The organism is Candidatus Abyssobacteria bacterium SURF_5, from assembly GCA_003598085.1.
Classification (GTDB): Bacteria; Abyssobacteria; SURF-5; order SURF-5; family SURF-5; genus SURF-5.
Window position 1 is genome coordinate 44,271 of record QZKU01000114.1, and the last position, 12,441, is coordinate 56,711.

At 53.7% G+C, this 12,441-nt stretch carries 15 protein-coding genes; 7 read left to right on the forward strand and 8 right to left on the reverse strand.

Going from position 1 to position 12,441, the window contains the following annotated elements:
* Nucleotides 1-7: 7 nt before the first annotated feature.
* From C4520_16280 to C4520_16295, 4 genes are all read left to right on the forward strand, one after another.
* A complete protein-coding gene (locus tag C4520_16280; protein RJP17522.1) occupies nucleotides 8-1,030 on the forward strand; it encodes a DsbA family protein in 1,023 nt (340 codons plus the stop codon).
* Between the two features lie 143 nt (nucleotides 1,031-1,173).
* Nucleotides 1,174-1,842 carry a histidinol phosphate phosphatase domain-containing protein gene (locus C4520_16285; protein ID RJP17574.1) on the forward strand — a complete coding sequence of 223 codons (669 nt, stop codon included), beginning with the start codon at nucleotides 1,174-1,176 and terminating at the stop codon, nucleotides 1,840-1,842.
* A 10-nt stretch (nucleotides 1,843-1,852) separates the two neighbouring features.
* On the forward strand, nucleotides 1,853-2,317 hold the full coding sequence (locus tag C4520_16290) for a hypothetical protein (protein RJP17523.1): 465 nt from the start codon (nucleotides 1,853-1,855) through the stop codon (nucleotides 2,315-2,317).
* A gap of 3 nt (nucleotides 2,318-2,320) precedes the next feature.
* Nucleotides 2,321-3,007: a tetratricopeptide repeat protein gene (locus C4520_16295; protein RJP17524.1), complete on the forward strand. Its 687-nt coding sequence runs from the start codon at nucleotides 2,321-2,323 to the stop codon at nucleotides 3,005-3,007.
* Nucleotides 3,008-3,103: 96 nt separating this feature from the next.
* Here the strand turns inward: C4520_16295 and C4520_16300 are convergent, their stop codons facing one another.
* Genes C4520_16300 through C4520_16325 form a run of 6 tightly spaced genes read right to left on the reverse strand, consistent with a single transcriptional unit; the run spans nucleotide 3,104 to nucleotide 7,809 of the window.
* On the reverse strand, nucleotides 3,104-4,558 hold the full coding sequence (locus tag C4520_16300) for a hypothetical protein (protein RJP17525.1): 1,455 nt from the start codon (nucleotides 4,556-4,558) through the stop codon (nucleotides 3,104-3,106).
* Between the two features lie 24 nt (nucleotides 4,559-4,582).
* Nucleotides 4,583-5,779 carry a bifunctional phosphopantothenoylcysteine decarboxylase/phosphopantothenate--cysteine ligase CoaBC gene (coaBC, locus tag C4520_16305; protein RJP17526.1) on the reverse strand — a complete coding sequence of 399 codons (1,197 nt, stop codon included), beginning with the start codon at nucleotides 5,777-5,779 and terminating at the stop codon, nucleotides 4,583-4,585.
* Nucleotides 5,763-5,981 (reverse strand): DNA-directed RNA polymerase subunit omega, encoded by a 219-nt coding sequence (rpoZ, locus tag C4520_16310; GenBank protein RJP17527.1) that lies wholly within the window; start codon nucleotides 5,979-5,981, stop codon nucleotides 5,763-5,765. Before rpoZ ends, coaBC begins: the two co-directional genes overlap by 17 nt.
* A 39-nt stretch (nucleotides 5,982-6,020) precedes the next feature.
* Complete coding sequence (locus C4520_16315; GenBank protein RJP17528.1) at nucleotides 6,021-6,704, reverse strand: guanylate kinase; 684 nt, start codon at nucleotides 6,702-6,704, stop codon at nucleotides 6,021-6,023.
* Nucleotides 6,658-6,906 (reverse strand): DUF370 domain-containing protein, encoded by a 249-nt coding sequence (locus tag C4520_16320; GenBank protein ID RJP17575.1) that lies wholly within the window; start codon nucleotides 6,904-6,906, stop codon nucleotides 6,658-6,660. Before C4520_16320 ends, C4520_16315 begins: the two co-directional genes overlap by 47 nt.
* 18 nt (nucleotides 6,907-6,924) lie before the next feature.
* Nucleotides 6,925-7,809: a YicC family protein gene (locus C4520_16325; protein ID RJP17529.1), complete on the reverse strand. Its 885-nt coding sequence runs from the start codon at nucleotides 7,807-7,809 to the stop codon at nucleotides 6,925-6,927.
* A gap of 239 nt (nucleotides 7,810-8,048) precedes the next feature.
* On the opposite strand from C4520_16325, the gene C4520_16330 reads away from it, so the two are divergent.
* The gene (locus C4520_16330) at nucleotides 8,049-8,576 is read left to right on the forward strand and encodes a hypothetical protein (GenBank protein ID RJP17530.1); all 528 of its coding nucleotides are present in this window, start codon (nucleotides 8,049-8,051) and stop codon (nucleotides 8,574-8,576) included.
* Between the two features lie 33 nt (nucleotides 8,577-8,609).
* Here the strand turns inward: C4520_16330 and C4520_16335 are convergent, their stop codons facing one another.
* Nucleotides 8,610-9,701, reverse strand: coding sequence for a hypothetical protein (locus tag C4520_16335; GenBank protein ID RJP17531.1), 1,092 nt, complete (start codon nucleotides 9,699-9,701; stop codon nucleotides 8,610-8,612).
* Between the two features lie 194 nt (nucleotides 9,702-9,895).
* Between C4520_16335 and C4520_16340 the strand changes: the two genes are divergently transcribed.
* Both C4520_16340 and C4520_16345 read left to right on the forward strand, forming a co-directional pair.
* Nucleotides 9,896-11,068 (forward strand): aminopeptidase P family protein, encoded by a 1,173-nt coding sequence (locus tag C4520_16340; protein ID RJP17532.1) that lies wholly within the window; start codon nucleotides 9,896-9,898, stop codon nucleotides 11,066-11,068.
* A 180-nt stretch (nucleotides 11,069-11,248) separates the two neighbouring features.
* Nucleotides 11,249-11,602: a response regulator gene (locus C4520_16345; GenBank protein RJP17533.1), complete on the forward strand. Its 354-nt coding sequence runs from the start codon at nucleotides 11,249-11,251 to the stop codon at nucleotides 11,600-11,602.
* Here the strand turns inward: C4520_16345 and C4520_16350 are convergent.
* A complete protein-coding gene (locus tag C4520_16350) occupies nucleotides 11,599-12,435 on the reverse strand; it encodes an SDR family oxidoreductase (GenBank protein ID RJP17534.1) in 837 nt (278 codons plus the stop codon). The two genes, C4520_16345 and C4520_16350, sit on opposite strands and share 4 nt — an antisense overlap.
* Nucleotides 12,436-12,441 lie beyond the last annotated feature (6 nt).

A 12,441-nucleotide genomic window follows, 5' to 3' on the forward strand; every position in this document is an offset into this window, starting at 1 on the left:
TTATACAGTGAGACGGAAAAAAGCCGCATCGATCCATGAAAAATCCGGCAATAATTTTTTTACCGGACTTTTCAAGTATCTGTTGACCGGAGAATCTCGTTTAGATATGATTTACCAGCCAATATCTGCAAAAAGGAAAGGGAAAATGAAAATGAAAAGAATCGGTCGGTACGAATCCCAAAGCAGAGAGTTCATGGTCTTGCTGGTTCTCTTCTCGGTCTTGCTTTTTACCCCGTCGGCGGACGCTGACTTTTCAAAACACATTGAATGGGAAATTGTTGAACGCCTTGAACTGGAGTATCCGCCGCTGGATGTGGCGGCATCGCCCGACGGCAAACGGCTCTGCATCCTCTTACCGGGCGAAATCCTTCTGTATTCCCTCGCCGCGCAAAAAATAGAGGAGCGCATTTCCGTCGATGAAGGATTCGACATGATCGAAATCACCCGCGATGAGCAGATAGCCCTATTCAGCACCTCAATAAGAAAAATGAAATTAATTCGTCTGCAAGCAGTGTATGATTTTTCCGTCGAGGATCTCCCTCGTTTCGGGACGCCCGATGCTGCGGTCACTGTCGTGGTATTCAACGATTACCAGTGCCCCTATTGCAAGAATGTCGGCGGTCTGCTCACCCAAATAATGGAAAAATTTCCGGGCCAGGTCAGCGTCGTCTACAAAAATTTCCCGCTCCAGATGCATAAAGCGGCTCGGCTGGCGGCAGCGGCCGCTCTCGCCGCCGAGCGCCAGCGGAAATTTCCGGAATTCCACGACAAGTTATTTGAAAACCAGCACCTCCTGAATGAAGCCAAGATCGAGGAAATAGCGCAGGGACTGGAACTGGATTTGGAAACATTTAAGGCCGACCTGAAAGATCCGGCTCTTCAAGAAATTATCTCGAGGGACATCCGTGAAGGACAACTGGCCGATGTTCGGGGAACACCCACTGTCTTCGTCAATGGGAAACGTTTGGAACAGCGCAGTCTGGACGAACTCAGCAAAATGATCGAAGCTGAACTGGAACCACACGATTAACGCTTTTTGGCAGTAGGAAAGATTTTCCCGCCCGCCCCACTCGGGCCGGTAAACAAGACTCTGCGCCTTTGACTATTCCAACCCCTCATGGTATAATCAGCGCAATAGCTTGGGTACAACAGACAATGAAGCCACAAGAATTGCTGATCGACCTCCACATGCACACATTCCTCAGCGATGGAGATCTGCTGCCTTCGGAACTTGTGCAGAGATGCATCGCCGCCGGCTATAGCGCTATGGCCATAACCGATCACGCTGATCAATCCAATCTGAAATTCCTGGTTGAATCGGCAAATAAAATAGCCGGCGAATTCAATTCCACCCTCGCTTCGCCTATTTGCATTGTGCCGGGAGTCGAACTGACTCACGTGCGCCCTTCCGCGATCCGGGACCTGATCGAGGAGGCTCGTATGCTGGGTGCGCGGCTTATCGTCGTTCACGGCGAAACTGTTGTCGAGCCGGTGCCCAAGGGAACGAATCGAGCGGCTATCGAGGGGGGAGCCGATATTCTGGCGCATCCAGGGTTGATCACCAGGGAAGAGGTCGAGCTTGCCCGCGACAAAGGAGTGGCGCTCGAGTTAACAACGCGAAAAATGCATGGGATGACAAACGGTCATGTGGCCGGCCTCGCGCGCGAGGCGGGAGCGATCCTTGTTGTTAATACAGATTCTCATTCGCCGGGGGATCTCATGACTCCGCATATGCGAGAACACGTAATCTTGGGTGCAGGATTGGATGCGGATTATCTGAAAAAGACGGCCGAAAACTCTCGGCTGCTCGTTAACAGGCTTATGGGCAAAATCTTAGGCTAGGAGGCTGAAGATGAGAATGAAAATGGCTGTGGCGATTTTTGCTCTTCTCGCCGTTGTCGCAATGGGCTGCGCAACAACGTCTCGCGCGCCTGAACCGGAAGCCGCCACCGAGCTTTCAACGGGGATCCCGCTGGCTCCCGATTTCCGCATCTCCGACATCCCTGTTCCGGCAGGATTCGAGATCGTGCGGGAAGGCACATTTGTTTTCCAGAACCCGCTCCTCGATGTCGGAAAAATCCGCTACGTCGGAAAACAGCCGCTTACATCCGTTGCACAATTCTATATCGACGAAATGCCGCGATATGGATGGAAACTGCTCAATATCGCCGAGCATGATACCATTACCCTCTACTATGATAAGACGGACAAAACGGCAACTATCCTGATCAGCCCGAAAGGCAGCCGAAGCTCCTTTATCGATGCGTCTTTCTTCCCAAAATCCACGGAGGCGGCGCCTCCAGTCAGCCTGAGGTAACGAATGGCGGGGCCCAAAGTAACACGAAAAGACCTGAAAGAAGACAAAATATACACCACGATAGCGCGCGTTACTGACTTCATTGTGCGCCGTCGTCTCGAACTTGCCATCGGAATCTTCGCCCTTTTGGCCCTGTTCGCGTTGGGGTACTATCGACATATACGCGCAAATCGCCTCGCTTCGGAGGCTTCACTCGCGCTCTATCGGGCCGAGGGGCTCAAAGATAATGAAAAAGAACAGGGGCTGCTGAACGTTTCTGAAGATTATGCGGGAACACCGGCTGCCGTGCTGGCGAAATACCAACGGGCGAATTTCCTGTATAACCAGAGAAAGTATGAGGAAGCCCGTAGGGAATTTTTCAATTTTGCCAAAAACCATCCCAACCATCCGGCCGCACCCGCGGCTTTGGAAGCGGCCGGTTATAGCCTCGAATCTCTCGGCCTATGGGCAGAAGCAATAAACGAATATGAGCGCGTAAAGAAAAAATATCCGTCCCACCCGGCGGCAACAAGAGCAAGGTACCGGCTGGGCCTGTGCCATGAACGAATGGGGAACGTGCAGGACGCAATAGAAGCATATGAGAGTGTTTCGGAATTGCTCCCCGACAGCCTCTGGGCCGACTATGCGCAAGAACGTCTTGCCTCGCTCGGCGTAAAGAAAACGCCGGAACCCGACGCCACCCAAAGCTGAACTTAGTCCGCGCCTGACGCTGTCATACGGTTGCCAGCAAACAGCCGATAAAGACATGCGTCGGGCGTCTTCTCTTTTACCCGTGCGCTTGCAGCTTCAGCCCCCCTCAGGTTCGACAATCCCTTTTCTCCCCTCCGTCGTGGCGGAGGATGACTGAAAGAGCGAGTTTCCCGCTCCCCGGGTTAAAACAATAATATCCACATTCTTTATTCCAGCCTCGATCGGCTCGTCGGAGAAATTCAGATATCGAAACCAGTCCAGCAGTGCATCCTTGGCGCTGACCGTATAATAGATGTCCTTATAAACGAGGACAAGCCAGACCCGCCGCGGCTCATCTGTGTCACGACTCACTCCTGAAATGGGAATGATCTGCGCGTCAGGCCAGTAATAAAGGAGGGCGTCATTCAGGTCCGGACAAATAAGAACCTTATCACCCGGATGCATATGTGTCTGCAGATACTCGCTGCAGGCTTTCCAATCAGGTATAGGCGTCTGCAGCGGAATCATCAGCGCCGCCAGTGCGACGCCGGCGCCAATTACGTATCCGGTTTTCCCGAACTTGAGCAGCGCGTGCGCAACCGCTAACACAAAGGCCGGGAGCAGGTAGGTGAAGTGGTAGGGCTGAAAAAACTTCAATCCCGCCGCGTTCGACAAAATCGCTACCACGAGCATTGGTGTGGCGAGCACCAAAAGCAACAGCTTGTTCTGCCGTAATGGAAGCAGCCCGAACGCCGCAAGCGCGGTAAAACAAGCGGCGACGCCGAACATTATCGCCGAAATATGGGGTGAATACTTTTGCGAGAGCGGACTCATCGAATAAAGCAGTCGAACGAAATTCGAGAACGAGAGGATATCGGCGCCCCCGCTCGGGTTCACCATCCGTAGTTGATGAGTGGCTGCAATGTACGCGAAAGGCAGGAAGAGGATTGCTGCAGCGCCTTGGAAGATCAACCACTTGTTAAGCTGAGGCCGCCGGCTGCGAAAATCGATTAAAAGGTATAACAACTGGCACATCGCAAAAAATATGGCGTAATAATGTAGGAAAAAAGCCCCAAGGATCGCGGCAGAATTTAACAGATGACTTCGGGTCCTGTTGTCCCGAATGATTTCCAGAAAAGAAACCAGAGACATCAGAAATAACAGCGTCATGAGTGCATACGGGCGAATTGAGTTTGCGGCTTGCACGTTCAATCGTGTGACGGCAAACAGAAGAGCGGCAAGAGCGCCCGTATTGGCATCAAATAAGCTCCTGCCCGCCTTATACACGAGCAGAATAGACACCAGCGAAAAGATCAACGAAGGAAACCGGAGAAAAATCTCGCTCTTTCCCGCCGCTTTCTGCCAGTAGCGCATGAAAAGATAGAAGCCCGGCGGGTGCATGTCGTCGATTTTCAGCAGTTGAATCGGAGTCCGTGAGGCGGCATATATGAGGTTGTGGCTCTCATTGTAATTGAGGCTGTTTCCGGAATAGCGAGAGAAAAGGTAGATTGTGCAAACGGCTGCGGCGCTCAGAAATAGGAGCGGAAGGAGGGAAGCCTTTTTTTCATCCATAATACGGTAAGAGCTGTGTGGCCCTTAGAGGAGCAAGCGAACTCTATCAAGAATCTTGTGTGCGGTTTCAAGTTTCGACAGCTTCGGCAGTTGTTCGGTTGCGCCGTTCGAGTCCAGAATGGTGACGATGTTCGTGTCCGTTGCGAAACCTGCTCCCGGCTGGGTGACGTCGTTGCACACAATCAAATCCAAATTCTTTCTTTTCAATTTCTCCTTCGAGTTCTGTATCAGGTCGCGGGTCTCGACTGAAAAGCCCACCAGCACTTGCCCGCTCTTTCTCCTTCCCAAGTCCGCGATAATATCTGTAGTTGGTTTCAAGCTTATCGTCATCGCTTCATCCGTTTTCTTGATCTTCTGATCAACAAAACGCTCGGGAGTATAATCCGAAACGGCCGCAGCCCCAATGATGACGCGGCAGCCGGCGCTCTTCTGTTTCACCGCTCGAGCCATCTCCTTCGCCGTTGTCACGTTCACCACCTCCACGCCCGCCGGCGCCGTCAAATTAGTCGGCCCCGAAACCAGGACAACTTCGGCTCCGCGTTCCTGCGCGGCCTGCGCGAGAGCGTACCCCATTTTGCCGGTTGACGGATTGGTAATATAGCGGACGGGATCGATCGGCTCGTGTGTGGGACCTGCGGTAATAAGTACCTTGATCTTCTCAAAATCGCCGGGCTTGCCAAGCAGCGACAGGGCGCGTTCGATGATCGTCTCCACCCCCGCGAGCCGGCCCTTGCCCGTATCGCCGCACGCAAGCGCCCCTTCTTCCGGCTCCACAATGTGGAATCCCCGCGCCCGCAGCCGGCCGAGATTTTCCTGGACGACGCTGTTTGCGTACATCTCACAGTTCATCGCGGGACATACCACGATCGGCGCTCGAGTAGCCAGGACAAATGTCGTAAGGAAGTCATCGGCTATTCCGCCGGCAATCTTCCCGATAACATTCGCCGTGGCCGGCGCGATAATCCCCAAAGAAGCCCGATGCGCGACCGCAATGTGCTCGATCTCCCATTCCTCGATCGGAGAAAACAGGCTCGTTATCACCGGGCGATGCGTGAGCGATTGAAACGTGAGAGGCGTGACGAATTGCTGGGCCGCCGCCGTCATGATAACCGTCACCTCCGCCCCCGCCTGGCTAAACTTGCTCGCAAGATCACAGGCTTTATATGCGGCAATGCCGCCGCATACGCCCAGCACGATGGACTTGCTATCCAGCCTCTTCATCGGGTTTGGCCTTCTTATCGGCAATCCACACTTTCCCTTCGGCTATCTCCTGAAGCGCTATCGTGGAATTCTTCTTTGAAGCCGGCTTCACAAGTGGCGGCATGCCATTGTTCAGTTGATGCATCCGCTGAAACGCCATCTCCAGAAGTCGATACTGGCCTCCACAGGCTTGCAAAAGTTTCTCCGATGAAATTTTGAACATTCGTTCCTCCCGGACTACAACAAAATTTGATCCACATTGTTAGAGAATCCTGTTCAACCGATGACGCTCGCTGAGAACAATGGACTTCAATACGCTCACGGCGCTGCTCATATCATCATTGACCACCAGATAATCATACAGCCTGTAGCGGCTGAGTTCGGTCAAAGCGTTTTGAAGACGCACGCTGATATCGTCGGCGGAGTCGGAACTGCGAGTCCGCAGCCTCCGCTCGAGTTCAGCCAGCGACGGCGGAAGAAGGAAAATCAGCACCGCCTCCCGAAGAGTTTCCTTCACCGATTGGGCGCCCTGCACGTCGATGTCAAGAACAGTGTCCTTACCCTGCTCGATCCTCGTCGCAACCGGCTCGCGAGGAGTGCCGTACAGATGTCCGTAAACTTCGGCCCACTCAAGCAGACCACCGCTCCTCATCTCCTCCTGAAATCGCTCCCGTGATATGAAATGGTAATCACGCCCGTCCTGCTCATCCCTTCTTGGCGATCGCGTCGTAACCGAGACAGACAGGCTGAGATCCGGTATTTCCCGAAGCAACTGCCTGCAAAGAGTAGTCTTCCCGGTTCCCGACGGGGCCGAAATTACCACCGCCAGTCCGCGTCTGCGATGCAGGGCCCGGACAAGCTCATCGGGTTCAACATCTTTTCTCGATGAAAACACCTGATTATGTGGCACTGCTTTCTTTGATCCTCTGAATAATAGTTTCAGCATTAATGCCGCACAAAATCACATGATTGCTTGTCGTAATGATAAGGGCCCGCGTCTTGTGTCCCTGGGTGGCATCGATCAACCTGTTCTCGTTCCGAGCCGCATCACGCAGGCGAACCGACGGTTTCGAGTCGGGCAATATGACGGCCACCACCTTCTCAACCATGACCGCGCCGCCGAACCCGATGTTTATTATCGCTGACATGGCCGAAGTTTTCAAAAGTTACTCGACATTCTGGACCTGCTCGCGCATCTTCTCCAGAAGCCCCTTTACTTCCACAACATCATGCGAAATAGCGGCATCGCGGGCTTTCGAGCCGATAGTTGTAATCTCCCGGAACATCTCCTGCAGAAGGAAATCCAGCCGCCTCCCCACATTGCCATGCTGCTGTCCTATCGCATGAAACTGCTCAATATGGCTTGCGAGCCTCACGAGTTCTTCGGAAATATCGGCTTTCTCACCGAAGAGACCCACCTCCGCCAGCAGCCGCTGCTCGTCCAGTGCGGCGCCCTCCGGCAACAGGCTGTCAATGCGCTCCTTCAGCCGCTGGCGATAATCGTCCACAACGCCAGGCGCGCGCGATGATATCTGCTTGATGAAAGTGTTGATGTGATCTATTCTGCCGCAGAGGTCCGCCCAGATTGCCGATCCCTCCTGCTCGCGCATCCGGGTCAACTGCTCAATCGCAACCGTCAGAGCCTTCTTGGCCGCTCCGAGAAGTTTCTCGAGGTCTTCCGCGGCCGGGCGTTTTGGATTCCACAACGTGCTCAAGCGGAGGATGGACGTGAGGCTCAGGTCGTCCCTGAGATCGGATTCCAGGGAAAAAGCGCGCACTTGATCAAGGTACTGCTGGGCAAGATGCCGATTGAATTCGACCTCGGTCGCCTCGGATAATGCGCCTTCCGAAGTAAGAGAAATATTGATTCTCCCCCTCTCAAAGAACCCTTGCACAAATTTTCTGAGTTCATGCTCGAAAGAAAGAAAGACAGATGACAGCTTGAGGTTCAGATCCAGATACCGATGGTTAAGCGAAGACACCTCAGCCCATACCGACAATCCGTCGGTTTCGGCAGCGCCTTGTCCAAATCCCGTCATGCTCCGAATCATTCGTTCCTCACCTGAACATTCCACTTGAAGGGGATTAAAAAATTATAGCCCTGACGCCTGGATTTGTCAAATGAAAGAGGATTCTGGAGGATGATCTAAGTTGCTAAATCGTCAGCGGTTAGAGAAGCAGCCTTCGCCCTGCGCATGCGCTTCACTGCCGGATCGCCGGTCGGTTCCGCTCTGCCGGCCCCGGTTAGGGGATACTAATTGGTGGTCGTGCGGAAGAACTTGTCAAAGTAATGCTTCTTGTCGATGAGATTCAAATCGATCTTCACGAAATCCTTGACCTCATCGGCGGAAATCTCGGGTGCATCCATTTGTTTGATGGATGGCACGGGGCGGGCCGAGGCTATCTCCTTGGCCGGTTGTGGTTTCTCAGTCATGCGTTTCCTCCTCCGACGGCGACTCTCCACCATCTCGATATCAACATTCACATTGACCATCCGATCAATGTGTCCAAAAACATTTTCCGCAAACTTGCCGGCAAAGCACTGAACGGTATTGACAATATGCTTCCGCTTCTGTGCGTCCGTGCCTTCAGTCATTATCTGCTGGTCAAGCTCAAGGATGTTCCCTGCGACGTACACGTTGTGCTGGCCGCACTCGTAACATTTGAACAGCAGCACTATATTGAGTTGCTCGATCAAGAGAGTGTAAACAGATTCACACGCCGAACACTTCATGTTTATGAACGACAGCATTCGCTGAACGACCCCCTTTTTGTGAAGATGATAAATTTCCTTTATATTTTGACTCACCAGGAATAAGTTATCTGTAAGCCGCATTACGTAGCGCAGTTCCTAGACCGCGATCCGAATGCTGCCCCAACGCGTAATCTTGAGGAGATGATCGGCCGACAGAGCATCGAAAGCCGCCTCTCCATCGATCTGGCACGGCGCAGGTCCGTGCAACTGGATTTCCGCCCGCTCCGCTCGAACCTGGACGATCCCGCGCGGCAACGTCAAAAAGCGAAGGAAACGGGTGAGAATCACTATGATGAACTGGAACAGCGTCTCTACCACCGTAATCTCAAATCGGCCGTCGTCCAATCGGGCACCCGGATTGATCCTTGTTCCTCCCGCATATACCGGCAGATTCGTCACGATTACAGCGCGTACAGGCTGATCAAAAGTAAGACGCTTCTCGGCACCGGAATATTCGATTGAAACAACTACGGGCGGCGACAAGCGGAAGCCCGCGTTTTTGACGCCCATCAGAAAGTAAATCAGGTTGTTCACGAACCGCCCCCGTGGGAGCAGCCGAATCCAGCGCGATTTGCGCATCTGGGCGAAATCGCTTACAATGATGGCGTCGAATCCCATGCTGAAGTAATTGCAGAAGAAGAATCTCCCGTTGATCGCAAGAATATCCAGCAGTATCGGCCGCGCGGAAAGAAGTCTGTCAATGGTTGCGCGTAGGACGCGATCATCGGTAAAATCGGCTCGTAGCGGCGCGCCGAGAGCGCGCGCCAGATCATTGCTGGTCCCGACCGGTACGACGCCCAGCGCCGGCGTCCTCTTCGACTGCATCATACGGCTGATCAACTGGCTGACGGTTCCGTCGCCGCCGACAGCAATAAGCATTTCCGATTCCGAGATAAGGCTGATCATTTCATCTTCAGACAGCCTGTCTACCGTGAATACCGCCGCTTCTCCCTCCCCGAGCCGAGGATGATCCTTGACAATTCGCATCAGCATTGCGGCAATCTGAGCGCCTTCGCCTGCACCCGAAGCGGGATTCACTATAAATGCGTATTTTCGCTGCATAATCTCCACGCCTGCCTCCAAACCACGATCGATTGAAGCCCCTCCTGCAAAGGTAACATATACTTTCCTCTTATTCAAATACCGGGAGGTTTCCACCATCTCAAGAACCCACCGCAGGCGCGACATCCTAACAACATCGTCATTCTGACCACGCGCTTCGCGTGGGAAGAATCTCTCCTCGGCCCGGATATAGGCACTCCACGGCGGAATTGCTCATCGACGCATTCTCTGTCCCCGAAGCCCCAGAATTGAAGAACCCTACGCGAAACTGGTATAATCGTGCGTCCCACCATCAACATGAAACAGCCGGAGGAGAGATAATGAACATCTACATAGATTACCCCGCCAGGATGGAAAGAATTCGTCGAGAGATGGCCGTAGAAGGAGTCGACATCCTTCTGGCCACTCGCGAAAAAAGCGTTTGTTACATCAGCGGCGCCTTCGTTCCGTGGAGAAGCTACGCTCTTATGTCGTCGGACGGCAGAATCGAAGTGAACACCCTCCTCATGGACTTCGAACGCGTGAAGGCCGAATCCTGGCTTGGCGACAGAGTCGTCGGATCAGGTCCGGTCCTTCCCGGATTCTCGCTCATCGAGCAAGCCGTTGCCCGCATTCAATCCTGGGGATACGCGGAGAAAACGATTGGCGTCGAACTCGGACATTCTCCTCGATTGGCGGCAGGTTTCCTGTTTGCCACCGAATACGAGATGCTCCTCAAAGACCTGCCAAAGGCGACCTTCGTCAATGCAATCAACGTCGTCGATAAAGTCTCCGCAACCAAAGAAACCGGCGAGATCGCCCTGATGAAGCGGGCGGCAGCCATTTGTGATGCCGCACAGGAAGCCGTGAGGAACGAGCTTCGCCCGGGCTTGACAGAACTCGAAATAGCAGGCATCGGCGAGCTGACAATGCGTCAGCTTGGGAGCGAGTTCCACTGGCCGATCACCGGCAGCAACGAGATCGCCTCCGGCGAGCGCACCGCTTACGCCCAATGCGGATGCACTCCGCCCACCGATCGAATCGTACAGCCCGGCGACAACGTGCTCGTCGACCTCCACAGCACATATGGCCACTATTACTCCGACCTGTCACACAACTACATCATCGGAAAACCGACAAGAGAACAGGAAAGACTCGCGGAAGCGTATACCGGCGCCGCCGAATTCCTGATCAGCAAACTTGTCCCCGGGGCGCGCGTGCCCGATATCTGGCAGGAAATGATGGATTACCTCAGTTCCGCCGGCTACGTGCAGGACGCGCTCGCTGCATTCGGGCATGGCATCGGCATCGTCGGCCACGAGTGGTACCCGGCAATAACCAGCGGCGAGGAGTTCAGCCACATCGTGCTCGAACCGAATCTGACCGAAGTGGCCGCACTCGTGATCAACCGGCCCGGTGTCGGCGGACACCGCCTTGAGTGCCCCGTCCTCATCACACAGTCCGGAAACGAAGTCCTGACAAAAACTCCGATCCGGCCGACCATCATTGCGTGAAAATAGAAGATCGGCATTTACGTGCGAAACGGGAAGCGGATTAGGCTGGCTCCATTAGCGGCAGCGGCGCACAGGTGTCATATTCAAAAAAAGTCCTGTCCGCCCTTGTCTTTCACAACTCCTGTGGTTATGCTTAGAAAGCCGCCCCTTCACTTCGACAGCAGAATTTGAGGGATCGATATGCCAACAATTGATGTCCTCCTCGTGGAAGACGACGCGATGCAAAGACGGCAACTCGTCAGAGTCTTGAAATCGGAAGGGTATCAAATAAGCGAATCCTCTACAGTGGAAGAGGCTATTCGTATTCTCGGCGCCGAAAGAATCGATCTCGTGGTGACCGATAAATTCATGCCCGATCGTGATGGCCTTTCACTGCTCGAACATGTCCGCCTCCATCACCCGGGTGTCCCCGTCATCATAATGACCGGCCATGCAGAAGAGGAAATGCATCCGGAACCGGATGCCTTGCTCATAAAACCCTTTAGCAGCGAAGAGCTGAAAAAAATAGTCCGCAGCCTGATTCAGCTTTCTTAATGCGCGCCGAACTCCATCCCGCCGGTCACCGCCACCGTTTGCCCCACCATGTAGTTGGATTGTTTCGACACCAAAAAAGCAACCACATTGGCGATATCAGCGGCAACGGCCGGGCGTCCGAGCGGAATCTGCGAGATGATGCGCCGGCGCGCTTCCTCAGGCGTCCCGCCCCGCACAAACGAGAGAAACTCATACTCTTCAAAGCCGAGATCGGTCTCGACCATTGCCGGACACACGCAGTTGATGTTGATGTTGAATTGCGAAAATTCGGCGGCCATGATCTGCGTCATTCCGACAACTGAAAATTTGGAGGCGCCGTAAGCCCCATACTGCGCGGACCCGCGCAGCCCTGCGGTCGAGGCAATGTTGACGATCTTGCCTTCTCTCCTCTCCATCATCCCCGGAAGCACCGCCTGGCAACACAAAAAAGTGCCCTTTGCGTTTACGGCAAACGTCTTGTCCCAGGCTTCTTCGCTGATGGTTAATATCGGACCGACGCCAACTCCGGTGCCGGCATTATTCACCAAAACATCGATTCGCCCGAACGCATCCACAGTTTCATTTACCATCTGCTCGATTTCATTTTTTTTCGCAACATCGACCCTGCATGCAAGCGCTCGGCGACCCATTGCCTCTATTTCTCTTACCACTGCCTGCAGTTGTTCCCAATCACCGAGATTGTAAAATGCAAGGTCCCCCTCATACCTGCGGCAGATATCGCTGATGACAATATCCGCACCCATTGAAGCCAGTTTTAGTGCGCATGCCCGGCCGATGCCGCGGGGACGTCCAACTCCCGTTACGACTGCAACCTTCCCCTCTAACTCCCCCATTTTCTT

Bases quoted from the DNA above. Each gene is read 5' to 3' on its own strand.
- C4520_16290 (RJP17523.1), top strand. From the start codon at position 1,853: ATGAGAATGAAAATGGCTGTGGCGATTTTTGCTCTTCTCGCCGTTGTC.
- C4520_16295 (RJP17524.1), top strand. From the start codon at position 2,321: ATGGCGGGGCCCAAAGTAACACGAAAAGACCTGAAAGAAGACAAAATA.
- C4520_16300 (RJP17525.1), bottom strand. From the start codon at position 4,558: ATGGATGAAAAAAAGGCTTCCCTCCTTCCGCTCCTATTTCTGAGCGCC.
- coaBC (RJP17526.1), bottom strand. From the start codon at position 5,779: ATGAAGAGGCTGGATAGCAAGTCCATCGTGCTGGGCGTATGCGGCGGC.
- rpoZ (RJP17527.1), bottom strand. From the start codon at position 5,981: ATGTTCAAAATTTCATCGGAGAAACTTTTGCAAGCCTGTGGAGGCCAG.
- C4520_16315 (RJP17528.1), bottom strand. From the start codon at position 6,704: ATGCTGAAACTATTATTCAGAGGATCAAAGAAAGCAGTGCCACATAAT.
- C4520_16320 (RJP17575.1), bottom strand. From the start codon at position 6,906: ATGTCAGCGATAATAAACATCGGGTTCGGCGGCGCGGTCATGGTTGAG.
- C4520_16325 (RJP17529.1), bottom strand. From the start codon at position 7,809: ATGATTCGGAGCATGACGGGATTTGGACAAGGCGCTGCCGAAACCGAC.
- C4520_16330 (RJP17530.1), top strand. From the start codon at position 8,049: ATGCTTCTTGTCGATGAGATTCAAATCGATCTTCACGAAATCCTTGAC.
- C4520_16335 (RJP17531.1), bottom strand. From the start codon at position 9,701: ATGTCGCGCCTGCGGTGGGTTCTTGAGATGGTGGAAACCTCCCGGTAT.
- C4520_16340 (RJP17532.1), top strand. From the start codon at position 9,896: ATGAACATCTACATAGATTACCCCGCCAGGATGGAAAGAATTCGTCGA.
- C4520_16345 (RJP17533.1), top strand. From the start codon at position 11,249: ATGCCAACAATTGATGTCCTCCTCGTGGAAGACGACGCGATGCAAAGA.
- C4520_16350 (RJP17534.1), bottom strand. From the start codon at position 12,435: ATGGGGGAGTTAGAGGGGAAGGTTGCAGTCGTAACGGGAGTTGGACGT.